17 protein-coding genes are annotated in these 24,571 nt (G+C 58.0%); 7 read left to right on the top strand and 10 right to left on the bottom strand.

Annotated elements, in window-relative coordinates; translation table 11 throughout:
* Nucleotides 1-202: 202 nt before the first annotated feature.
* Nucleotides 203-1,462 (top strand): MFS transporter, encoded by a 1,260-nt coding sequence (locus KJ970_20725; protein ID MBU2693351.1) that lies wholly within the window; start codon nucleotides 203-205, stop codon nucleotides 1,460-1,462.
* 30 nt (nucleotides 1,463-1,492) lie between these two features.
* On the opposite strand, the gene KJ970_20720 is transcribed toward KJ970_20725, so the two are convergent.
* A complete protein-coding gene (locus tag KJ970_20720) occupies nucleotides 1,493-4,738 on the bottom strand; it encodes a hypothetical protein (protein MBU2693350.1) in 3,246 nt (1,081 codons plus the stop codon).
* A 189-nt stretch (nucleotides 4,739-4,927) separates the two neighbouring features.
* Here KJ970_20720 and KJ970_20715 point away from each other — a divergent pair, with 189 nt between their 5' ends.
* Complete coding sequence (locus tag KJ970_20715; protein ID MBU2693349.1) at nucleotides 4,928-5,698, top strand: zinc-dependent peptidase; 771 nt, start codon at nucleotides 4,928-4,930, stop codon at nucleotides 5,696-5,698.
* 81 nt (nucleotides 5,699-5,779) lie between these two features.
* Here the strand turns inward: KJ970_20715 and KJ970_20710 are convergent, their stop codons facing one another.
* The 6 genes from KJ970_20710 to KJ970_20685 all read right to left on the bottom strand — a co-directional run bounded on the left by KJ970_20710 (nucleotide 5,780) and on the right by KJ970_20685 (nucleotide 11,661).
* Nucleotides 5,780-6,187: a hypothetical protein gene (locus tag KJ970_20710; protein MBU2693348.1), complete on the bottom strand. Its 408-nt coding sequence runs from the start codon at nucleotides 6,185-6,187 to the stop codon at nucleotides 5,780-5,782.
* A gap of 21 nt (nucleotides 6,188-6,208) precedes the next feature.
* On the bottom strand, nucleotides 6,209-7,204 hold the full coding sequence (locus KJ970_20705) for a hypothetical protein (protein MBU2693347.1): 996 nt from the start codon (nucleotides 7,202-7,204) through the stop codon (nucleotides 6,209-6,211).
* Nucleotides 7,205-7,349: 145 nt separating this feature from the next.
* Nucleotides 7,350-8,051, bottom strand: a complete 702-nt coding sequence (locus KJ970_20700) for an SDR family oxidoreductase (GenBank protein MBU2693346.1) — start codon at nucleotides 8,049-8,051, stop codon at nucleotides 7,350-7,352.
* 182 nt (nucleotides 8,052-8,233) lie between these two features.
* Nucleotides 8,234-10,393 (bottom strand): hypothetical protein, encoded by a 2,160-nt coding sequence (locus tag KJ970_20695; protein ID MBU2693345.1) that lies wholly within the window; start codon nucleotides 10,391-10,393, stop codon nucleotides 8,234-8,236.
* Between the two features lie 91 nt (nucleotides 10,394-10,484).
* Nucleotides 10,485-10,631 carry a hypothetical protein gene (locus KJ970_20690; GenBank protein ID MBU2693344.1) on the bottom strand — a complete coding sequence of 49 codons (147 nt, stop codon included), beginning with the start codon at nucleotides 10,629-10,631 and terminating at the stop codon, nucleotides 10,485-10,487.
* 19 nt (nucleotides 10,632-10,650) lie between these two features.
* Nucleotides 10,651-11,661, bottom strand: coding sequence for a hypothetical protein (locus KJ970_20685; GenBank protein ID MBU2693343.1), 1,011 nt, complete (start codon nucleotides 11,659-11,661; stop codon nucleotides 10,651-10,653).
* A gap of 188 nt (nucleotides 11,662-11,849) precedes the next feature.
* On the opposite strand from KJ970_20685, the gene KJ970_20680 reads away from it, so the two are divergent.
* The 4 genes from KJ970_20680 (at nucleotide 11,850) to KJ970_20665 (ending at nucleotide 16,340) form a co-directional block, all read left to right on the top strand.
* Entirely contained in the window at nucleotides 11,850-12,314 is a 465-nt protein-coding gene (locus KJ970_20680; GenBank protein ID MBU2693342.1) for a (2Fe-2S)-binding protein, read from the top strand.
* Nucleotides 12,315-12,322: 8 nt separating this feature from the next.
* Nucleotides 12,323-14,476 (top strand): molybdopterin-dependent oxidoreductase, encoded by a 2,154-nt coding sequence (locus KJ970_20675; GenBank protein ID MBU2693341.1) that lies wholly within the window; start codon nucleotides 12,323-12,325, stop codon nucleotides 14,474-14,476.
* A gap of 182 nt (nucleotides 14,477-14,658) precedes the next feature.
* Nucleotides 14,659-15,825 (top strand): hypothetical protein, encoded by a 1,167-nt coding sequence (locus tag KJ970_20670; protein ID MBU2693340.1) that lies wholly within the window; start codon nucleotides 14,659-14,661, stop codon nucleotides 15,823-15,825.
* A 284-nt stretch (nucleotides 15,826-16,109) separates the two neighbouring features.
* Complete coding sequence (locus KJ970_20665; GenBank protein ID MBU2693339.1) at nucleotides 16,110-16,340, top strand: hypothetical protein; 231 nt, start codon at nucleotides 16,110-16,112, stop codon at nucleotides 16,338-16,340.
* 241 nt (nucleotides 16,341-16,581) lie between these two features.
* Here KJ970_20665 and KJ970_20660 read toward each other — a convergent pair whose 3' ends face one another.
* Complete coding sequence (locus KJ970_20660) at nucleotides 16,582-17,586, bottom strand: GIY-YIG nuclease family protein (protein MBU2693338.1); 1,005 nt, start codon at nucleotides 17,584-17,586, stop codon at nucleotides 16,582-16,584.
* Nucleotides 17,583-18,635 (bottom strand): DNA repair exonuclease, encoded by a 1,053-nt coding sequence (locus tag KJ970_20655; GenBank protein ID MBU2693337.1) that lies wholly within the window; start codon nucleotides 18,633-18,635, stop codon nucleotides 17,583-17,585. The genes KJ970_20660 and KJ970_20655 overlap by 4 nt, the downstream gene beginning before the upstream one ends.
* 239 nt (nucleotides 18,636-18,874) lie before the next feature.
* On the opposite strand from KJ970_20655, the gene KJ970_20650 reads away from it, so the two are divergent.
* Nucleotides 18,875-21,421, top strand: a complete 2,547-nt coding sequence (locus tag KJ970_20650; GenBank protein ID MBU2693336.1) for a glutamate mutase L — start codon at nucleotides 18,875-18,877, stop codon at nucleotides 21,419-21,421.
* Between the two features lie 1,251 nt (nucleotides 21,422-22,672).
* Here the strand turns inward: KJ970_20650 and KJ970_20645 are convergent.
* Nucleotides 22,673-24,571, bottom strand: a 1,899-nt coding sequence (locus KJ970_20645) for a right-handed parallel beta-helix repeat-containing protein (GenBank protein ID MBU2693335.1), incomplete at its 5' end; no start/stop codon positions are given.

The following is a 24,571-nucleotide window of genomic DNA, read 5'->3' as shown; positions in this document are numbered from 1 at the left end:
TGGATCCCACTCAGGATCCCACGGTGGATCCATACTGGATCTCACAGAGCAAATTTCCCTTGCTCGAAGGGATTTGCATGATAATGATCCCATGTGATAGTTGGAAACGTGTTCGGATGGATCCGATCGTCGATTAAAAAGATGGGGTGACCCATCCCCGTTTTTTCCAGCAAAATGGAGTCCTTGCGACAGTAGCTGAAAAATGACCAAGAATTCGACACGAAAGTTGTTCATCATTTTCGCGGCGCTCTACTTCGTTCAGGGTACGGGCGAGCTCTCGGCGGGTCTTCTCTCCCAGCCGCTTCGATCGATGCTCAGGGGATGGGGGCGCGACACGGCCGGGATCGCGACCTTCATGTTCATTTTGGGATTTCCCTGGTACATCAAGCCGCTCTTCGGCCTGATATCCGATTTCATCCCGATCAGGGGGTACCGGCGCAAAAGCTATCTGATCATGTCGAGTCTGCTGATGATCGGTGGCTTCGTGGCCGCCTCGCTGCTCCCCCTCTCTCCTGCCGTCGCCACGGCGCTGCTGGCCCTGCTATTGCTGCCGAGCTTCGGCATCGCCTTCAAGGATGTGGCGACGGATGCCATCATGATCGAAACCGGTCAGCCGCTGGGGCTCACCGGAAGATTGCAATCGGCGCAGTGGGGCGCCATGTACACGGCGGGATTGCTGACCGGTGTGGCCGGCGGCTGGATCAGCCAGCATGGGTATCAGCGCTTGGGCTTCATCATCTGCGCCCTGCTGGGCATGGTCGCGTTATACATTGCGATCTTCCAGATTGAGGAGAAGCCTCGCCCCGAGTTGCAACGCGAGCAGTTGAAGCGCGCCGTCAAGGTTCTCGGACAGGTGATGCGGACGCGGATCGTCCTCCTCATCGCCGTATTCTACTTTCTGCTGAACTTCAATCCGTTTTCTGCTGATGTGCTCTATGTCCACATGAGCACGAAGCTGGGATTCCCCGAACAGTTCATTGGTTTTAATTATACACTCAGCAGCTTCGCGTCGATTGTCGCCTGCATCCTTTACGGGTTGTTCGCGAAGCGCGTACCGCTGCGTTTTCTGCTCAACGGCTCGGTCGCTTGCATGGTGCTCTCGAGCCTTGTCTACATCGGCCTCGGGACCCGGACCTCCGCCATCTTGATCAGCCTCGCCTACGGCTTCATCTACATGAGCGCGAGCCTCACGCAGCTGGAACTGGCCGGCAGATATTGTCCACCGGCCGCGGCCGGCACGGTCTTCGCCCTCCTCATGTCCCTGAGCAACCTGAGCGTCTCCCTATCGAGTATCCTGGGCGGTCGTTTTTACGAGGCTTGGAAGGTGTCGCTTGGGACGAATACGGCTTATGGCCTGCTGGTGGGTGTCGGCGCCGGATTCACGGCCCTATGCTGGATCCTCGTGCCATTCATTTTAAAGAGCCAAGGGACGGTTGCACCCAGCCAAGAGACGCAGTCGTAATGTCTGTTAAGACACCTTCCTCCGCCGCCGTCACTCTATGAGAATCATCTTCTTGTTGGATTGATAACCGCCGATCTTCAATTGTGACCAGTAAACACCGCTCCCAACGCGATTCCCGCGGTCATCCATCCCGTCCCAAACGGCGGTTTGAAGTCCCGCATCCATCGTCTTATCGAGCAACCTGCGGACCAGCCGGCCCCTGACATCATAGATCGCCAACTCGACGCGGCTCCTCCTCGCCACGGAGAAGGAAATCACCGTGCGGGGATTGAACGGGTTCGGCCGGTTCTGATAAAGACGGTCGATACGACCCTCAACACCGCCGATTTCGGGAACATCCTCACCGCAGCCGATCATCGGATCGGTGCAGAAACTGGGAACCGAACCACCGAATATCCACTGAAGCGTGCCGCTGATTTCCTCCATGATCGCGCCCCCGATGCCGGCCTCGTCAGCAACACACTGCCCCGTCACCTCATTGAACGAGTTTGTAATGTGGTGATAGCTGTAACCGTCGAGCACGGATCGATAATTGCCGAGTCCCAGATCCTCATTTACAATCTGCGCATATTCAACGATGCCCTTGGGTCCGCTGAAGTCATAGTCGAACCAACTCCGATTGCCCAAACCCGTGCCCAAAGGATAGAGAACGGAGAAGTTAAACCTATACGGGCATCCGTTGCCATAGGCCCACGTATCCGACGAGAGCGGAATAACAGGCGACTCGGCTTGAATGATCTCGACGCAATAGGACGTATCCATGGGCGCGCCGTAGGGGCAATCGGAATCGGAGTATGGTGTGCAATCCAAATCCGCGCCCAGAAGCCCGGTGAGCAGAGACGGGCGCTTTGCGCGGATGATACCGGCGATTTCATCTCCATTGAGAAGGAGACCCTGGCGAACGCCGCTCACGTCGCAGATGCCTGTCAATAACCAGTCTTCAAGTCCGATGAAATCAATCTCTTTCATGGATCCCGCCGACATATCCCCCGTATTCAAGAGAATGAAACAATACCCCAAGAGCTGATAGATCGACGCTCCGCCATTGCCCCATCGATAAAGGCTGGTTTTGCCGCAGCCGCCGGCCGTTCCATAATAATCATATCGGTCGCTATTCGGGCCGGGCCCCGGAACTTCAGGAAGAAAGGCGTCCAATACGGGTTGAATGTACGTCTGAGCACCGCGGTTATAAGCATCGACATAGAGATGACAGGGCCACACGATATCACCGCCCGGGACATCTTCTCGCATGCTCGGCAGAAACTCGATCTCGCGAAAGAATCCGCCGGTGGTGTCCTCAATAAACATATATTCGGGGTTGCCGACGTAGTTGGCGGTGACGAAATACTGAATCAATGTGCCGGGAGTGAAAAGATCGTCGGGGAGAATTTCGTTCTCATCCGTCAAATCGCCGAAGCCGGAATCGAATCCCGGATCCTGCTCGTGAAAGTAGGAGCAGAACTTGTTGGTATAAGCTATGTGATTCCCGGCCACGGTGATTTCGCAGGAGTCCATCTTCACCGCAACGAATTCGAGCCCGGGATCACCGGAGAGACGGCTCTTCCATGCGCTGTAGCCGGCAGGATTGATTCGCGGGCCCACGCGGGGAATGTACAACCAGAGGTTGGCCTCCCAGGATGGCATGTGCTCGGACACCGGAGGGCCGCAGATGGCCAGGGAATCAGCCAGGATGTAGGGGGGTGTATCGCCGCAACCCCCGCCCCAAGAATCGCAACGCCCTGCTGCGTGCGGATCGAGGTATATGTTTTGGCTGAAGGCGTCAACATAGTATTGGTAGTCCGGCGGCCAGGATGGTCCGCTGGTTATACAAACCTGAATATTATCGAGGAGGGGCGTTGCATTGCTGCTCCCGGTGCAGTCCGAGCCGAACAAACCGAAGCACTCGCAACAAGCGCTCAGCTCAAAGCAGAACCGGTAATAATCGGCGTCCCCGGGGATATCGTTCTCGGTTGCGCTGTTCATTGTCTGGAAACAGACAGGGTCGTCTCCGACATAGAACCAAGCGCTTTGCCCGACGCGAGGCGACCAGCCCGTTGCGCCAGTCCCGGGACATTCCCACGGCGCGTACATCCATCCGGGGCGAAAAAGAACGCCGTTGGACAGCGGCATCAAGGCATACATATCCCATCGGGCGAAGACGGAATGATATCCGGACCCCTGATAGGCCGTGCGATTGATGATCGGGCTCACCGCCATGGCCCATTGATTGACGTCGCTGGATGGATCGCCATGCCCGTTGTTTTCATCGTGCATCGCGAGGACATAATCCGCCAGCCCGCAGGCGCAGGGATCGAGAATGGTATAGTCGGATAGGGCATGCACCGCGACCCATTCGCCGACGCCGGGGCAGTGCTCGGGGAGAAAACCCTCATCATCGTTTTCGAAGTCATACTGGGCGCTGACGCCGCCTGAAAGCTCGATCGTATCGAGTCCGATCGCCCCGTAGGTGGAGCAGTAGCGGCCGTCTTCATCATCCCAACCGCCGTCGGAAACAAACTCAAAGCGCATCCTGACACCGTCGGCGTCCCCGGGGATCGCGCCGCCCGGCACAGATCCGACATAGCTTGAAGGGCCCGTCTCAACGCCCCAGGGATATCCATCGATGCCGGCGTCGAGAATGTCCGCCGTGATCACTTCCAGCTCCGTCGCGCCTTGGCAGCAAACGAGCTGGACCTTTGAGTAATCAAACACCCCCCCCTCGGAGTCGGTGTAGTACATCATGCTGATGCTGATATCACCGCCGGAATAGGGCAGCCGCTCACCGGTGATTCTCTGGCAGAGGTTCGCTTTGTATCCGTAGGTGTTGCCGCCGGCCCCGGCGTCACACGCCCAACACTCGGCCTCCGCGAGGGATTTTTGGCCGCCGCACCAGAGATGACCGGTGGTGCCGGTTGTCATCGGAGGATCGATGCCTCCGGTTCCGTGATCCTCATAATCGGCGATGGTATAGCGGGCCCACCAAGTGGCGCCTGTATTTTGGGTCCGGTCTATGCCGTACCAACCCTGAAGGGTCCCGTCGGCGAAATCCCAGATCCCCCCCTCGACGGCATAGCCATTGCCGTCATGGCCGCCCCAACAGATCGTATCGGCCCTGGCGAAGGGGCGATCCGCCCCCGGTGGTCGATCATTTACCGGCCCCTTCACATGATTTTGGTTTGCTGGAAGAAAGAGGTCTGCACGCGGCGTGACGGCCGAGGCGCTCATGGTGACGACAAAGATGAAAATTAGAGAATAGAGGACTCCATTCCTTTTCATTTCCGTCCCTCCCCTGCTTGAGTCACCGTCAGTTATGATCGCTCACCGATTCGCATCCGGTGGACAGAACCCCGCACCCACCGAAGGTCCCGATTCGTTGACAATATTATAGTGGGATTTCGCCCGATGGCAATGATGAAGGCATGGCGACATGTTAGGATTAAGATCAATCTATTGGGGAGGAACGTGATGTTGGATTTTGGAAAGCGGCGCCGCCGTTCACACCTGCGAGAGCAGCCCTTCCCGCCTGAATGGCTGCAGATCCTCGAGCGCAACTACCCGCTCTACGCAAAGCTACCGCCGGAGGACCAGCGGGAGCTCAAGGGGGACATCCAGGTCTTCCTCGCCGAAAAGCACTTCGAGGGGTGCGGCGGATTGGAGATCACCGACGAGATCCGCGTGACCATCGCGGCCCAGGCCTGCTTCCTGCTCCTCCATCGTGAGAACGACGACTATCCCCGCCTCGAATCGATCCTTGTCTACCCAAGCGCCTACGTGGCGCGGTCGAACGAACGGCTCCCGGGGGGCATCGTCCACGAGGGTCCCTCCGTCCGGCTCGGCGAGGCCTGGTCCAGCGGCGCGGTGGTCCTCTCCTGGGATGATGTGCGCCGCGGCGCCGCCGACATCCACGACGGACACAACGTCGTGCTGCACGAATTCGCCCATCAGCTCGACCAAGAAGACGGCCGCGCCCAGGGCCTGCCGGTGCTCGAGCGACCGAGCCTGTACGTCGCGTGGGCGCGCGTCCTCGGCAATGCCTTCACGGAACTGCGTGACGAGATCGCCAAAGGCCACCAAACGGTTCTCGACGCCTACGGCGCCACCAATCCCGCCGAATTCTTCGCTGTCGCCACCGAGTGTTTCTTCGAGAAGCCGCAGGCGCTGCAAAAACGGCATCCCGAGTTGTACGATCAGCTCCAGACGTTTTACCATCAGGATCCCGCCACGTACAATGTATAAGGCCACGCCCTGCCCGCCTCGCGATCTCACTCAAGCGCAGATGGGGTTATTGAGATGGGACAGATGCAGGATGGAACGGGATTAGTAGATCCATCGGACGACGATATCACGATCGGGGAAGAAGTCGCGCGCCTCGTATGTATAAGAGGTCTCATCGCCGGCGCCTTGCCGCTCGAACGGAAAACTGAATTCCAGAGGAATGGCGCTCGGGGGCAACCGGATCTCGAAGCTCGCGTGTCGCAGGGGACGTCGCCACGGCCGGCGGAAAGCCACCAGCGTACCCCGCACCTCGAGACTGTCGTCCAGAACCTCGATTCGAATCCGCTCGGAATCGAAGATCAGAGGAAACGCCTCCGCGATGGGGTCGGAGTCCCCGGCCAAGGCAACTTGCCCCATGCCGAAACCGAGACCAAGAACGAGACCAAGAGCCCGCGCAATCGTCGCCAGGGCGGCCACGAGGAACTGCAGAACCGCTTTGAATGGAATCATCGGCCCTTCGTCTTCTGCATCTCAACGATAGATAGACTTGATCCATCCCCAACTTGCCCGACGACCCGGAGTGGGATTCTCGACCGTGAACACAACCGGCAGGCAACGGGCAACATGGAAGTAGAGCTCCTCAGATAGCTGGATTTCCGTCTGATACACGCCCATGTATAACCCGGAAGCATCAGCTGTGACCTGCAGGTACGCATGCCCCGGGCTGGAGTATTCGATTTCAGCCTCGGCCCAATCCGCCCTGGTGTCGATCGCGAGATCACAGAGTTCTCCCATGTAGTTTTCGGCCCAGAACTCGACCTGCCCATGGGCGACGCCGCCAGTCAGTGCGCTCAGCACGAGTTCCGGCTCAAAGAACTCGGCCACGCAGACCTCGTGTCCCGCGCAATTCATAGTAGTGTACTCACAGTCCATTCCGGCCTCAGCATCGACGCCGACTGCTTGGGTGACGAATGGGGTCCCCCAGCATCCGGACTGCGCTGCGTCGACAAGTTCGACCGGGTTGGCGATGAGATTCACAAAATCGAGCCGCCCTGGTCCCCGCACGTTCAGGATTATGCGTCCGACCAGAAAGACTCCGGCCGGCTCGTCCGGGATCATGGTGTTCCACCAGGACATCTCGAGCAAATGGGTCGAGCCCGTGGGTTCAATCCAGCCCGATCCGCTGCATGGATCAAAGTCGATGTACTGCCAGCTCTCCGGCCACACGAGATCGGCCTGAAGTGAATGAATGCAGAGCTGCTGGTCCCACCAACTGAAACTCTTGAAGAAGAAGATGAAGAACTCGAGTAGTCCCTCCTCATTGGTCGTCCGGACCATTTCTGAGCAGTTTGTGATCGTCGTCTCACAGGTTCCGGAAACCGGCTGTACGTGGATCAGGATGGCCGATTCCGGTGCAACATTGGCGAGACATGGTGTCGAGCAGAGACAAAAGAGGAGCACGATCCCGCTGAATACGCTCGCGCCGGAGAATGCGCGCACGTGTCGGCGACAGACAAGAATCATCATAGCGACCTCCTTCGGCCCGCGCACAATAATGATAGAACATTATCAGCGAAAGTAAAGCGAAGTCTTGCTTCTGGGGCGGCCATTGGCTCTGGCGAAGGGCCGTCCTGGATCCGAGCCCACACGCCTTCAGAACCCCGTCCATCGTTCAGAACGGGTTCGTCGCGAACACCGAGAACTCGGGGATGAAGCCCCGGTCGTCGATCTCGAGCGCCCCCACGATGGCGTCCGCTATCTCACTCGGGCGCAGCTTCTTCAGAGACTCTTCCTGCTCCCGGCCGACCTTCTTGAAAAAACCGGTCTGAACCTCGCTGGGGTTCACCAGCGTCACCCGCACATTGTGCGGGCGCAGCTCATCCCGCCAACATTCGGTCATCCCGCGCAGCGCGAATTTTGAGCCGGCGTAGGCGGTGCTTCCCCGCCCTCCTCGAAGGCCCGAGGTGGAGGAAATGTTCACGAGATGCCCGCTCTCCTCTGCAATGAAATGTTTAGCCGCTTCCCGCGCCATGAGCATCGCTCCGGTCACATTCGTCCGGAAGACATCCTCGAATCGGCTCACGTCGGCTTCCACGAGGGAGAAAAATTGCCCGAACCCGGCATTGTTGACGAGAAGATCGATCCCCCCGAACTCCCGAACCACCGTCTCGACAGCGCGAACGGCATCCGCCTCGATTCCAACATTCCCTTGAATCGGCAGCGCCCCGATCTCCCCGGCGACCTTCTCTACCTTCTCCTTGTTCCGGGACATGATCGCCACACGGGCTCCTTTGCGGATGAGCGCCTCCGCGATCCCCCGCCCGATGCCTTCGCTCCCTCCGGTGACGAGTGCCCGCGATCCCTTCAGATTCATCGTTACCTCCTTTGTTCGATCAACAGCCCCTCGGCATTGCGGCAACGGTCGATCGTAACACATTTTTCGTGTCCGGACGCCACCCCAAGTTCATCCGTATCATCAGACAGGATCTAAAAAGATGTCGTCGAGGCGTCGGCGCCGGCCGGGCATGGTACTTCTACAATAACGCTTAGAGCGCTTCATTCGCGCGTCGATATAGCGAATGACCATTCGCTGCCTGGGGAAATGAAGGTAGTGCTTACCATCTCCTGATTATTGTAGTAGTGATACCACCTGCAACTCACGACCCGGTCCGGCGCTTCTTCAGGCAGGAGGTAATATTGGAATTCGGTGTTCTGCCACTCATCTCCGGGATATGCCGTCACGGGAATGTCTCTTATAGTGATATCGGTCTGCCACTGGTAGCGGCCACCCTGCGGATATGTTGTCGTGCGATCCGAGTAGAGGCGGATCCATTCGATGGATCTCCCGTCTGGAGAGACCTCTCCCTGCAGGCTGTCGGTGTAGACCGCCGTATGATAAATGGTTTCCTCAGTCGTCTGCATTGTGAAGGAGAAGCCGGTTCCTTCCCAGGTGAGGGCGGGAGCTCCCGGGAGGCAGGAGACGGTATTAGAGACTGAGAAGCCTTGGTAACGGGGATCCTCGCTCAGAGGGTCGTCGATATACGCAAAGACGAAAGTGTGGATGTTTCCCCGCTGCTGGAGTAGAGCAAGCAGATTCTGCTGAGGCACCACAATATCACCCCACTCTTGCTTCTGGTTCGTTGAGGTTCCCCACTCGATGTTGCGGGCGACATCGATCGAGTCGCCGTTCGGTCGATAGATGCGAAGGATGCTATCCCCCGGATAGACGCGCTCCAGAAGGTAACCTCCCGGAGTCGCAGCAACGGCCCTCCCCAACGGGAGCCGGTAAGTCGCTCCGCCCGCGATTGAGACGGAACGGGCCGTATGATTCTCAAGGGGGTTGCTTTGCTCGTCGACGAATCGGCACCCGGCGAAATGACTCCAGCCCAGGGGTTGCAGCATGGCCGGTATCTTGTCCTGCTGCCCCGATTCCGAAAGGTAGACATGCATTTTATAGCGGAAGGAGGGGATGGTGTTGGCCCCCTGGGCGATCCCCTCATAGCACGCCTGGTAGCGCTCATTCAGGTCGCCTTGTACAACCGGAACCGGCACGCGGGGTCCGTAGAAGGAGAAGATCGTGTCGCCTTGACGCGTTAGAGAAGCCAGGATCATGACGCCCATCCCCTCGAGATCGAGGTAGTCATGCTGCATCGGGTCAGAAACGTGATCAAGAGATGACAAGAAGGTCCCCTGCTCCGGGTTTCCGTTGTTGATCGTCCGATTGAGGACATACTCCGCGAAGTAGGCCGGTTCCTCGATGACATTGTTCCGGGCGCCGGCAGAGCCGATCTTGTGGCCGTAAGGCCGGGCGTTCATGGCGAAGTTGAGATAGAGGTTGTTTTTGACCAGGACATGGTGCAGGTAGTGTCCGACCTCGTGCGCAACGCTGCCCGCATAGTCGTCCTTCATCATGAGGGCGCAGCGGGCGATAGCCGGGACGAAGGTCCAGAAGGCGACATACTTCGGCTTGGTCGGCCACCACGATCCTGTATTGATGTCGACGAACACCGTCCGCTTAAAGGGCCCATCGATGTCCTGCATGGTCTGATCACGACGAGCGGCGGGGACAACCAGAATGAGATTGTTAAGGGCATCCCGTACGTTCTGTTCGAACACGCGCATCAGATCGCCGTGCTCCGTCCCGGGTTTGATCTTGAGCCGCTTGAAGTTGGTGATCCCCTGCCACAACGCCGCTTGTACGTTCTTGGACTCCTCAGAATTTAAAAGACCAAACACCAGCGTATCGCCGATGGTCTCCGTAACCGGAAAGGGAAGCCACCCGTAGTCGGAGCCCTCGTCACCTTCCAGAATCACTCCTTGAAAAGAGGAATAGCCGAAGACGAAGTCGAAATCCTCGGGACCATGGGGAATCATGATCTGCACCGGCCCCGCTCCCGTATAGGAAAGGGCGAAGGCGCTGTCGTCGGGGGCGGCCTGCGGGCCTGAAACAATCGCTGTGACGGTGAGGGATCCGCCCCCCGTATCGGGAATGCGGATGATGTGTCCGGTGACGTCATCGATGATGCGGACATCTTCGTCGGCGGGGATGTTGTAGGTTGAGGATTCCCCCAGCTCCCAATTGTCCGGCCCTGGCTCCCCATCCTCCGTTTTCAGAACCTCACGACTGCAGCCGCTCAGCCAGAAGCAAAGGCCCAGGAGGCAGAAGGCTGCGATCTGGTATAGGGAACGCCGCGGTGCGCCGGTAATCCTCAGCATAGGGTGTCTCCTCAAGACAAGGGTTGGATTCGTCTGCCGGTTGCAGAGCATCATCTCGCATTCCCCACCTATCGTCCATATAGAGTCGGGATCAAGGCCGCCACCGGACGATGATGTCCCGGTCGGGGAGGAAATTCCGGGCCTGGTAGGTGTAGGCCCCTTCCGCGCCGGCGCGCTCGAACGGATAAGTGAAATCGATCACCTCCGCACCGGCCGGCAGGTGAATCCAGAAACGCACGGCGGAAACGCCGGGCAGGTCACCCCTCGCCGCCCGTGACCGTTTTGTAAATGCCGCCGCTTTCGCCCACGACCCAGCCGGCATCGGCGTCGGCGAAGGAGACGCTGGTGAAGACTTCCGTCGTGCCGCTGTACTGGAACGTCCAGATGACACCGTTGTCACGAGTCGTCGCGATCACGCCGATGCGCGCCACATACCATGCATGGGTGGCATCAAGGACGAATAGGCCGCGGATGTTGCGGCTGGTGGCTGATACCTGCACCACCCAGGTTTTACCTGCGTCGTCACTGCGCGCCACGTAGCCCTGCGACCCCGCGGCCCACGCGGTGTTAACGTCAGTGTAAAACAGCGTGGCGAACCACGAGGGGGCGTTGCTGACCTCCTCGGTCCAGTTGTCACCGCCATCGGTGGTGCGGTAGAGGGTGCTACCGATCACATAGCAGCCTGTGTCCGCGTCGGCGAAGGCGACTTCGTTGAGGATGCCGCCAGGATCCTGGTAAGCCCACGTGTCGCCGCCGTCGGTCGTTTTGAGGAGCACATGGGGTCCCTCCTCGCCCGCACCACGCGGGCCGCCGCCCACCCAGCCGATACCGGCGTCAACGATGGAGATCTTGCGCAAGTGGTAGGAATCGTCGACATTGTGCGCCGACCACGTCAATCCGGCGTCCGTGGTTTTCAAGAAGGTGCCATCCGCTCCCACAATCCAACCGCACGCGGCATCGAGCATCTCAATGCCGTAAAGGTTTGATGGGGTGCCGCTGACGACGGGCGTCCACGTCTCACCGCCGTTGGCGGTTCGCAATATGGTGCCCGTGTCCCCGACAATAATCGCCGTCTGCGCGTCGATGGCCACAATGTCCTGGAGCGACGCGGTGGTGTTGGATTCCTGCCGGAACCACCCCGTGGGCGTGGCCTCGGGGATGTCCTCGCAATCGCAGACCTTGTCGTCGCAACACGATGTCAGCATGAGAAGGGCAGCGAGGATGACCAGCGCCAGGTACGGCGCCGCCGATCGGTATAACGGTGACATGATCATTCCCTCCCGTGGTTGGCAGCGGTGTTCGATGGCCTTAAGGATACACTTCTAACCGCCCGTGTCACTTTCATTAACTCAAGCCGATCACGCCGGCCGCAGATCGCCCTTGCTCTATCCGACCCTGAATCCTATGATCATTCCCAACAACACCGCCTCTATCCATAACCTCGCCGGGAGGGACCATGAAAGAGACTATAACATTCACTCTCAACGGTCAGCCCACCAGCCTGAACATCGACGGAGAGCGGACACTCCTCTGGGTTCTCCGGACCGAATTAGGACTGACCGGTACAAAGTTCGGATGCGGCGAGGGGCTCTGCGGCGCCTGCACGGTGATTGTCGACAAGGAGGCGGTGCGGTCCTGCCAGGTGCCCGTGAAAACCATCGCCGGCAAAGAGGTCCTGACGATCGAGGGATTGGCGCAAGCGGACAAGCTCCACACGCTTCAAGAACAGTTTATCCAGCACGACGCGCTGCAGTGCGGTTTTTGTACGCCCGGCATGATCTTGACCGCTTATGCCCTGCTGTTGAGGAAACCCCATCCGAGTCGCGAGGAGATCATTCAAGGGATGGACGATAACCTCTGCCGGTGCGGCGCGCATAAGCGCATCGTCGAAGCCATTGAGAGCTCCTCAAAGAAAAGGTGAGGCCTGCGATGGAAAATGAAAGCGAACGCCATCCCGAATCCGCCGCGGCGGATGCCGGATTGTCTCTCAAGCGGCGGGATTTTTTAAAACTCGTCGGCGGAGGCATCATCGTTCTCTTCACGGTGGGCGACTGGCCGGTACCGCCGGCGGAAGCTCAGCGGGGACGACCGTACCCAAGCGATCCGAATGCTTATCTCCGCATCGATGAGGACGGACGGATCACCATCTTCACCGGCAAGATCGAGATGGGCCAGGGGGTGGTGACCTCCCTGGCACAGATGGCCGCCGAGGAACTCCGCGTCTCCCTCGAGTCGATCCAGATGGTCATGGGGGATACGGATCTCTGTCCATGGGATATGGGGACGTTCGGTTCGATGACGACACGCTTCTTCGGTCCGGCCTTAAGGGCAGCCGCGGCCGAGGCGAGAGACATTCTCATGAGCCTCGCCGCCGACCATCTGCAGGTCCCGCAACAGGAGCTGACGGCGGAGAATGGATTCATCTTCAGCGTCGCGGATCCGAAGAAGAAGGTGAGTTTCGGGCAGCTGGCGCAGGGCCGGCAAATCGTTCGCACGACGGACGGCGCGGCCCGGCTCACATCCGTCCAAAACTTCAAGGTGATGGGGACGTCGGCATTGCGCGGGGATGCGCGGGATAAGGTGACGGGGAAGGCGCTCTACGCCGGCGATATCCGCGTCCCGGAGATGCTCTACGCGAAGCTCCTGCGGCCGCCGGCGCATGATGCCGTCTTGAAAAGCGTCGATACATCGGCGGCGGAGCGCTGGCCGGGCGCGCGCCTGGTGACGGATGGAGACCTGATCGCCGTGCTGCATGCGGATCCGGAAGAGGCCGCCAAGGCCCTTCACAGCATCAAGGCCGTATACGACATCCCGGAGCCGGAAGTCGACGACAAGACGATCTTCGATTATTTGATCAAGGCCGCTCCCCCTGCGGCGGAACGCGATCCCCGGGGCGATCTGGCCGCGGGAGAACGGGCGGCGGCATCAATTGTACAAGTACGCTACCTTGATGGTTACGTCGCCCATGCCCCCATGGAGACCCATACGGCATTGGCCAAGCCGGAGAACGGCAGGATGACGATCTGGCCGTCGACGCAGACGCCCTTCCCGACTCAGGAGCGGATCGCGGATGCGCTCGGCATGCCGCCGGAAAATGTTCGCGTGATCACACCCTTCGTGGGCGGAGGATTCGGTGGAAAGAGCGCGGGCCGGCAGGCCGAGGAAGCGGCGCGGCTGGCTTTGATCACCGGGCGGCCCGTTCAAGTGATGTGGGATCGAGCAGAGGAATTCTTTTACGATACCTTCCGGCCCGCCGCCGTCGTCGATATCCGCTCGGGCGTCGATGCTGCGGGGAAGATCTGTCTGTGGGATTATACGGTCTACTTCGCAGGAGTCCGCGGCTCCGACCAGTACTACGACGTCCCCAACAACCTTATCAAAGTGCATGGCGATTGGATGGGAGGATCGACCGGCGCGCATCCTTTCGCCGTGGGCCCATGGCGGGCTCCCGGAGCCAACACGAACACTTTTGCCAAGGAATCGCAGATCGATATCATGGCCGCACGCGCGGGGGTTGATCCTTTGGAGTTCCGCTTGAACAATATCAGCGACGCCCGAATGGTGAGGGTTCTCAAAGCGGCGGCGGAGCGTTTCAGGTGGGAAAAGATCACCTCCCCCAGCGGGCGCGGATGGGGCATCGCCTGCGGGATCGACGCCGGCACGTATGTCGCCGTGATCGGCGAGGTGGAGGTAAACAAGGAGAGCGGAAAGATCCGCGCCCGGCGGATCGTCTGCGCCCAGGACATGGGGATTGTCGTGAATCCCGAGGGGGCCACGATCCAGATGGAGGGCTGCCTGACGATGGGCTTGGGGTACGCGCTCTCGGAGGATATCCGCTTCAAGGGCGGACGGATCCTGGATGAAAACTTCGATACCTATGAGTTGCCTCGGTTCTCGTCGCTGCCGGAGATCGAGACGATCCTGATCGAGAATGATCAATTGAGCCCCCAGGGGGGCGGCGAGCCCGCCATCATCTGCATGGGGGCCGTCATGGCCAACGCCCTCTTTGATGCGACCGGAACTCGATTGCACCAGATGCCCATGACGCCGGAGAGAGTATTGGAGGGATTGAAGAGGGGCTGAAACGGCCCGGCCGATGACTTCTTTCCGCGGGATCAATGCCAGCTTTGATTCGAATGCCGCAACCCATCCCGCCCTTCACACGTATTCACTGGCGAGAGTGTCCCCTTCCGCCCCCCGACCAGCGCCACGTCCCCGGGCGCGAGCCCAACCAGAGGTGCGCTATGAAATGCCTCCCCTTCGCCATGATCGTTCTGTTCCTTGGCTCGGCGTTCGGCCCGGCCGATGCCGCCGACGTCCCTCGCAGCCTTGATGACGACGGCCCCACTCACGGCGTCCAGCCGCTGGCCCTCCACGAACTGTGGCGGGTCGGAGGCGAGAACGAGGACATTATGTTTGGACGCATTACAGACCTGAAAATGCATCCCGATGGCAGCCTCTTTGTGCTGGATAACCAGCTATGCCAGGTAGTGGTAATCTCTGCCGACGGCGAACACTTGCGGGATATCAGCCGCGAAGGCGACGGCCCCGGCGAGGTACGCCAGCCGATGGGGCTGGTCTTTTTGGCGGATGACGTTCTCGGCATCGGGACGGGTTTCCCCGCCAAACTCATCACCCTCCGGCTGGACGGGACGCCCATCGGCACCCACTATCCCGTCGGCGCACCCGCTGAAGGCAATGTCGCCGTTATGATCAGCCTGCATTGCGTCGACGGCGTGCTGGCGGCCAGCGGCGGCAAAATCGCCTTCGTGACCGGCGGAGAGAGCTACACCGACCGCTTCGTGTCCGTGGGTGACGCTTCGATCTGCGAGTTTCACAAAATCCTCGAAATCACCACGCCGTTCGACCCGAGCGGGTACATCTTCGTCGAGGCCGACGACTACTACATCGATCGCAGCTGGGTTCTCGGTTCCGGCGGCCGCATCTACGCCCCCATGAAGAGGGACGCGTACGAGATTTCAGAGTACGACACGGCGGGTAACCTTGTGCGGGTCTTCGGGCGCCGATACGAACCGCGCAAGAGAACACAGGCCGAGAAAGGCAGGGTCTCCCCGGTCATCGACCCGGGAACCCCCGCGAACACGGACTGGACCATCGAAGACCACGACCCCTGCGTCGCGCGGATCATGACGAATCCCGACGACGAGACGATCTGGGTCCTGACGCCGCACGGCCACGAGGACCAGCCCGAGGGCATTTTAGAAACCTGGGACGTCTTCGCGCCTGACGGCGAGTACCTCACGCAGGTGCCCATCCCCCTGGGCCACGAGATGAACGAGGGCACTTGCTACCTGGTCGGCAACCGCCGGATGGTGGTGGTGCGGGGCACCGGGAGCGTTTTCAATCCCCGGGAGGCCGACGAGGAGACGGAGATCGAGCCGCTCGAGGTCATCTGCTACGAGATACGGTAAGTTCCGAGCCATATATAAGAGTTCGGTAATTGTACATTAAATGTCTCATCAAAAATGGTGGGTTCCGGTTATCAGGACAATCTGAGCGATTTGATTTCGCGTGAGCTTCTGGCTATTCGGCCCATTGAGTAGAGAAAATCCATCACGGCGCAGCTCTCCAGCTGCCCGGATTTTGTCACTCATCAATGTTCTGTTTACATGCAGGCAGCACGACGCTACAATGAGTCTCGGCCAACCGCTAGCATGGCAACAGAGACGGAGTTTCCGGGAAGGACGGACATCCCATGATCCACCCGTATGACAACACCACGCAGACCCGTTGGAACCGAGGCGAGTTCAAGGTCCAGCTCAACCTGCCGAACAATCCACGACCCATGGGATTCTGCGACGGCAGCCCCGAGGACGTCGCCGAGCTCTGCTCCATTGCCGAGTCCGAGGGTGCCGACGACGTGAAGATCCACAAGAAGCACCTCAAGAGCGGACGCGAGGTCTGGACCCTGGGTGGACCGGGCTGAGTGCGAGCGGGAGAACCCTCAAAAGGAGATGCACAATGGGAGACAAAGGCGGCAAGAAGGACAGGGCCAAGGATAAGAAACAGAAGGCGAGTAAGCATGACAAAGAGGAAAAGCGGAAACTGGACAAGCAACCGAAAAAAATCTGACCCTTCTATTCATAATATCCGACCTGAGAATAAAGCTCTTTTTCGCAGCGCCCACTCGCGGACGGAATAGAAATAAGGGACGATTATTTGAACAATTACTGATCGAGCTCCGCGAAGGTGTGCTCGCAGCGGTCGGAATTGCGGCGCAGCCAGTTGTGGACGATCGTTGCCCGATCGAGGAGGAACCGCGCGTCGTTGCTGGAGCATGACGGAATGTGGGTTCTCCCGCCCGACCGGCATTCTGTCAACTCTATGGCCGTTCCGTGGGCGGCCAGCCGGCCCCGCAAGAACACATAGGTGAGTTCGTGGTCGCCTTTCTCCACCACGGTCAGTTTCCGCTCCTTGAACTTATGTAGAAATCTTTGCCGCTCGCCGAAGCGACGGCAGAATTCGAGATGCTCCTTCAGTCGTTGCGCCTTTTCGAACTCGTATTTCTCCGCCGAGTGCGCCATCGCCTGCTGCAAATGCAAGGCGACATCCGACTCATCGCCGTCGAGAAACGCGACCGTGCGCGCCACCACCCGCTGGTAGTCAAGCGGGGTTACACCCTTCCGACAGGGTCCCGCACAGTGCCCGAGATCCAATTCCAGACAGCTGGTTATCGGGTCGGGTTCAGGACACGAACGCAGACCGATGTGCTGGTGAATCAACTGCAGGATTCGATCGACCAGATACCGATCACGATACGGCCCGAACACAGGACGATCTCCGAAATCCGCCTCGTGATCGATCATGCGCAGCCTGGGATACTCGTCAGCTGACAGCTCAAGGTATTTGTATTCCAGAAACTCGTTCTGGCGAATGTTAAAGCGGGGCCGGTGCGTCTTTATGAGTTCATCCTCCAGCAACAGGGCCGGTAACTCGGATACGGTGGTTTGATGATCGAAATCACGGACCTCGTAGACCAGGCGGGAATGGCGCACCTCATCCGGCTTGGGATCCTGCCTCATGTGGCTCAGCATCCGCTGCCGCAGGTTGACCGCTTTTCCAATGTAAAGGATCTCGCCCCGTTCGCCATGAAAAGTGTAGACTCCCGGCCCTTCCGGTACCTGATCGCAAATCATCTGGATGAGCCTGTCGTGTTGTGGACCTCGGATCATGCGACGCTTCCCTTCCGCCGGCCGAACAGATGGGTCCCTAACTGGATGTTCATCGTCGCTGGGCAGACCTCGCGCAGCAGTCTGCTTGTCAAGGCGCCCCGGACCTCGGACGCGACCCCCTCGTTGCACTTGAGACAAACAATGGAGTTGGGGTCGAGGCGGGCCAGTTGCGATATCAAAAAAAACCGCACCCCGTGCTGATCTATGTCGTCGCCAAGCACGATTTCTTCCATCGGTCGCACCGGGAGCTGTACAAAATCAAACTTAAGGCGGCATCGCCCGCCGGCGATACGTCTTCCAATGCCCAGGTCGAAGTATCCCTTCGGTTCAAACCTCTCGGCAAAAGAGGTGCGCTCTATGGAACCGGGATAAACGATCGGCATTGAACTCCCATCCGGCCGACGGTGCTTCAGGATCTGTCGCCGGTGTATGTGCCCGGCCAGGACCGCATCGAATGCGGACGGTAGATCGGCCATCGGGATGACATCGTTCCCCCGACGAAATGTATAATTCAAAGGCCCTACCTGGGCCCCTTCAATCGACTGGTGCAGACAAAGAAACCGCACGCTCGCCTTTACCTCGGCCCAACCTGTGTCGGATATCAGCGATCCAAACCGTTGACGCACCTCGCTTCGCGCGCAGGGAAATCCCGAAAAGGCGATTCTTGTCCCCGCGAATTCGAAGACTTTTGTCTCCGGCCGGGTGAAGACGTGGATGTTGGGGTGAGACAAGAACAGCGACGACGGCAATATCGAGCGCTCGTGATTACCCGGTACGATCAAAATCGGAATATCATGCGCAGCGAATTCGAGAAGCATCCGATAGACCCGGTCAATGATCGACGCGGGTACCCGGCTGCGGAAGAAGAGATCGCCCCCGTGAACGACAAGATCAATGCGGCGATCCCGCGCGCTATCGAGTACTCGTTGGAAGTTGGCGAAGAAGTCCGTCCCGCGACGGCGTCGCTCAATCCGCGGGCGTACCGGCTCATCGAAACCGAGATGCGTATCGGCACAGAAGAGGATTCGGATTTCTTTCGCGTACTGCATAGGACAACTCACCAAGCCATGCGCCTTTCAAACCGGACTCACGGGTCGCTCCTGATCCGCCACATTGTCGTTTATCATATCAGACGAGGTCCCTGTCGCCAATCGACCCAGGCTCAACTCGATCCCCGCCGCTGGAAGCGAGACATTGTGATCTTTTCCTGTTTGGATTGCGTTAGAAACGCTACCATTTGATCTTGGAGTGCAATCTGGAAATTCCTGAAAACCCAAGGAGTCACAAATTGTCGCAGCCATCCAATCTTGACCGCTTCATCGTCACGGACGTCGGCAGCACCACGACCAAGGCAATCCTCTTCGACCGGCAAGATCGCTGGTCCTACCACCGGCACGAAGCGCCGACAACGGTGGAACGGCCACATGAAGACGTCATGATCGGTGTCGGTGAGGCATTGCGGGGGCTGGCGGATAGGACGGGCATCGAGCTGACTCGCGGCGGCCGGCCACAACTTCCTTACTTTTCAACCTCTTCCGCCGGCGGGGGGCTCGCAATGATCGTCACCGGGCTTGTACGAGAGGTGACGAGCCGCAGCGCGGAGCGGGTCGCGCTGGGCGCCGGCGCGATCCTGCTGGATGTGATTGCATTGGATGACGGACGCGCCCCTTACGAACGCATCGAGTCCCTTAAGCGCCTGCGACCTGACATGATTTTGCTCGCCGGTGGTTTTGATGGTGACGCGATTTCAGCGCCGGTCTTTCTGGCGGAGCTGATTCGGGAATCGGGTTTGCGTCCCAAGTTGAGTCCGAACGCAAAACTGCCGGTCGTTTACGCCGGTAATGTACATGCACGCGACTTCGTCCGCGACACGCTCGGCGACCGCTTCCTCTTCCATCCGATCGAGAATATCCGTCCCAGCAGTGTTCGCGAGAATCTCGAGCCGGCGCGCGCGGCAATTCATGAAATCTTTATGGAGCATGTTATGTCGCAGGCGCCCGGATATGACGATCTGACCCAATGGGTCAACGCTCCCGTGAGACCGACACCGGCGGCTTTCAGCCAGATCCTCGCCGCCGCTTCACAAGAAATGGATTCGCACATGCTGGCGATTGATATCGGCGGCGCAACGACGGATGTCTTCTCGGCGCGCGCGGGGAAAGTCGTGCGTACGGTCAGCGCCAATCTCGGCATGAGCTATAGCGCTCTTAACGTCGCCCGGAGGGCCGGAATTGGCGTCATACAGGAATTGATTGCAGATGATGAGTTCGCCGGCGGAGATCCGCAGATTCGACTCTGGGATGAGATCGGGGGGAAATACCTCCGCCCGACCAGCCTGCCGACGACCTCGTTGCAAACGCGAATTGAGTGGGCCCTCGCCGCTGTGGCAATCCGTGAGGCGGTGCGCGATCACCTCCGCGTGCTGCATGGGATCGGGATGAGTCGCGGTGAGGAGGAACTCAAGATCCGTCACCTCTTTTCAAGGCCGAAGCAACGGACCAAAGAAACAGGGCCGCTGCAGCTCTCCGGCTACGATCTTGTCATCGGCAGCGGCGGAATCCTTTCACATTCATCGCGCGAAGCGGCGGCATTGATTCTGATGAAGGCGCTGAGACCGAAAGCGGAGCTGGAGCTGGCTGTTGACCGCGCCTTTATGTTCCCCCACCTTGGTCTGTTGACGGAGGTTGACAAGCCGCTGGCCCTCGAAATCTTCCATGAGCTGGGTCTGGTGCGTTTGGGCGCCTTTCTTCCAGAGTGCGGCGCGACAAGAGCGATCCACCTGCAGGCGGATCCACCTGCGCCGGATGGGCGTGAGGGACCACGCCAACCGTCTGTTGAAAGCCGCACTATACGCCTGAATCGGGAACTTGCCGTACCGGGCGAGATTTTTGTTAAAATCGGTGAGCAGGTTGCAAGCGACACATTGATTGCGCGGAGCCAGCGACTGTTTCTCCGTCCGTTCTTTCTGGAGGTAGCATCCCGCTTGGGCCTCCCACCCGGCAATGTAGAACCTTATCTTCTCAAGCGCGTGGGTGACGAGATCGAAATCGATGACATCATTGCCGAGCGTAAGATCAATCCTATCCATAAAAAGCATTTTCTTTCGCCAGTCGAAGGCAAAATTGAGCGCCTTCTTCCGGACGGCACATTCGTTGTGCGTGAGCGCGCCGCGCTGGCCCACCCCCTGACGCCGGTGCATATCGCAGGGGATTTGAAGCTGCGTCCGGACCAGATCAAGCCCCACATCCGCGTCAAGGAGGGCGACGATGTCGAGCGCGGCCAGTGGCTTGCCGCACGCCGGCGTTCGAGTTCGGATTACATCACCAGCATCTCTCCCGTCCGGGGACGCGTGAAGTCAATTGATCACGCCTATGGGGTGATCTCAATCGAGCCGTTACTTGAGACACTCGATGTGCTCGCTTGGATGCCGGGTCGAGTGGTCGAGGTGAATGAACTCGGGGCTGTCGTGGAGGGTGAAGCGGTGCGGATCGCCGGCATGTGGGGTTGTGGCGGAGAAACGGCCGGACCCTTACGCCACGGCGATCCTGCGCCGGGTTGCCTGCTCGTGCGGCCTGTGGCCAGCCGCGCTGATCTGGAGTCCGCGGAGGCAGGCGGTGTAAAAGCACTGATCACTGGAAGTGTTCATCTGGCCGACGTGCTGGCGGTCGACCCAAGTTATACGTTGGTCGTCACAGGAGGGTTTGGGAACACACCGCTCGCACCGGAGATCGAGAGGATTTTGGATGCCCACGAAGGCGCCTTCGCCCTCGCCGACGGTCGCACCGAGCTGCGGGTCGGCGTACGCCGGCCTGTGCTGATCCTGCCGCAATCTTGAACTGAAATCGTAGTATAGCAAATACGATCACTTTCCCTGTGATTGCTGTCGCTTCCACATATGTCATCCAACCCAGGATCCTCGACTCTTACCCTGACGGGTCCTCGCCTCTTCGCTACCGGAATCTCCGCCCGCCGCGTCCATTTCGCCGGATTCCTCCCCAGCCTGAACTATCTCATCATGGATCGCGATACCAAGTTCTGCGACCCATTTCGAGCTATGCTCATAGATGCACAGGTTCGACCCGTCCGGCTCCCGCCACACTCTCCCAACCTGAACGCTTACATTGAGTGCGCTTCCGCGAGAGGCGCGGCGGAATCATGAGTACTATTACCGCGACGCTGCTTGATCTGAACAGGGCCACGGGCATCGAATCTAACACTCATAATTGAAGGGATAAATGCGCCAAATATTCCGGATCCACCGGGTCAGGTCCTTTGCTCATGCAGGAAACCGTTCAGAATTGATGACGAATTGCTTGTCTCGATGGCCGGAGGGGATATTTGGAGACATTGTTTCGCCGACTATGATCTATAGGTAATATCCCCTGCAGGGGGCGCGCCTTTTCAACTCACCACCGATCCCGCTCGTGACGTCCATCCTGCCTGGGCACCTGATGGGAGCCAAATCGCTTTCACATCCAATCGATCCGGGAGCTATGATATATGGGTTATTTCCGCGACCGGAGAGAATCCAACCCAACTAACTCTTGATCCCATGGATCAGATATATCCCTCATGGTCTCCTGACGGTCGCGCGATCAGCTATAGCAATACCAGCAATGAAGACATATCCGACATCTGGATTCTTTACTTGGAATAGCGGTTGTCCATTTTCGAGTGGTTAGGCGCTTGGAAACTCCGTCCGTTTTGAGGCGAATGCAATTGTGCTTAGACCGGAACGAGAGTTAGAAGACGGTCTCACTCGGGGTCCGAGTGCAACGCGAGCGTTAAACGGTGCTGAGCCGAGAGGAGAGAGTCAGAGAACTTCGGCCATCCCACGCCAATTCCGAGGATTATGACCGATAACCGAATGAGACCTTATACAAACAGAGAATCCAACCTAAACCGTCGCAACCGCAAAACCCTATAGAACTTACACATATAGCGAAACCCGGCAGCTATCACCACCGGGGCCAGCGTCACCCAAAATGACCACACTATTTCGAGATGACAAATCCGCGGCTCCCCGGGTGCAACCCTTTACGAACCACTCTCTGTTTTTGGACTCAAGTCTTATAGAAGGGACGCGTTATCTGACCACCATTATTTTGCTCGTCAACATAGAATCACCAGATTTTGCTCGAATAAAATATAATCCTGGTGTCGCCAGCTCTCCAGAACTAGATCGCCCATCCCAGTGAAATGTTCTGTCTCCACTGCCCACGTCTGTCGCTGAAAAAGACCGTATGCAGCGGCCCAATATATCCAGGATTCTGACCTCTCCCTTAAGGAAGGAATGGTCTCCGCTGAGAATGATGGTTGAGCTAGTTTTCATTGGATTGGGATAGGAGCGAATCAGTCCATTAACATCATTGGCAACCCATCCATCAACTCCGGATATGCCACAACTAGCGGGAAAGGCCCCAATCAGTCCACACCCAGCAGGACTGTTTTCAGGAGCGCAGGGGGAGTCGGCATGAAGATAGAAATCATCGCCCTCGGGCCAACAGAAGAGTGGGTCGGCGCTGAAGTTTCCGTTTGTTCCTGTTGGATCGGGGCATGAGCCTCCAAACTCAGCAATGCCGTTTGCCCATGCGTTATTGCACTCGAAAATTGGTGAGGATGCCAAATTGGTGCAATAGACACCTGAACCCCTGCTGATATTCGATACCCAGATGTTGTTGCAAATGACCGGTGTACTATTACCTTCGAGATAGAAAGCAGCTCCATCAATATGCGCATTGTTCTCGATAATAGTATTGTTCTCGATCACACCCTCACAATTGCCAATCCAAAATCCCCCGCCAAGTCCTTCACGTTCGTCCTCTTCATAGAACACCGTGTCGACATTACTTCGAATGAAGTTCTCCCGGATCTCTACATTGGAATCTTTGACGTAAATGCCGCCTCCCAACAGAGCTTGATTGTTAGTAATTGTATTATGCTCAATAATGACGGAGTCACACTCGAAGGTGTAGATTCCACCTCCTTTTCCCACCCATAGGGGCTCCCAGGTATCACATGTATTCTCATCAATGGTGTTGTTTTGAATTAGCACTTGGCCACCGACGGAAAAAGCACCGACTCCACCTCCATAGAGTGGAGCTCCGACATCAGAACCCGACGTTGTTCCGATTATCTCATTGTCTTTCACGGTGGCAGGCGCCCAAAGCAGAATCCCCCCCCCATTATTGATCAATTCGTTTGACGCTATTAAAGTGCCACCTTGACCATAGACCATGATCGATTCCCAACATTCCATAATATAGTTGCCAATTATTGAGGTGAATAGACCCTGATCGTCGATTGCTCGCATACTCCATAAAAAGGCATTTCCCCTGATCTGTGTTCCAGTAACGGCGCCAACCGTGATGGGGAAATCAATCCAATTCATAAATGACAAACCCCTCACAACACATGAATCTGCCCGGATATATAGAGCTCCTAGGTTGATTCTAGCCCGAAGTGAATCTTCACCTAGAAGTATCACAGAGGGAGCATCCATGAAAAGTGATCCCACATTATCATATGTGCCGGGAGAAACTAGAACGGTATCATAGGGTTGGGCAATTTGAAGAGCTTCGGATAAAGTTTGCATCTCCTCTGGTACATCCCAAACCTCTGCCCGCAATGAAAAGGATCGGGAGAGAGGCAAGCCCACTGCAATAGGGACGAGCATGACCAAAAGCCAACACGGATACATATTAGGGCAAGGAAATCGAAAGCCCTTTCCAAGCATATGACTCGTCTTTTGACATTCTAACATCATGGAACTATCCTCCGCCAATAGGAAATTCCAACGCCCCTTTGCCCTAGCCCACCCCCTCGCACCTGCCACGATGATGATGCAGGTACAACAAAATAGTGGATTCTGCGCGGCATGATCTTCCCCCCTGGAAGAAAACGAGTAATAAATAGGATTAGCACGCATCGCCATCCTGTGCCATTGGTCAGCGCGTGAATTGGGCGTCCTTGGCATTCCATCGTT

The organism is Candidatus Eisenbacteria bacterium, from assembly GCA_018831195.1.
Lineage (GTDB): Bacteria > Eisenbacteria > RBG-16-71-46 > CAIMUX01 > JAHJDP01 > JAHJDP01.
The sequence above is the reverse complement of the archived record's forward strand: the minus strand, read 5'-3'. Positions and strand labels throughout refer to the sequence as shown.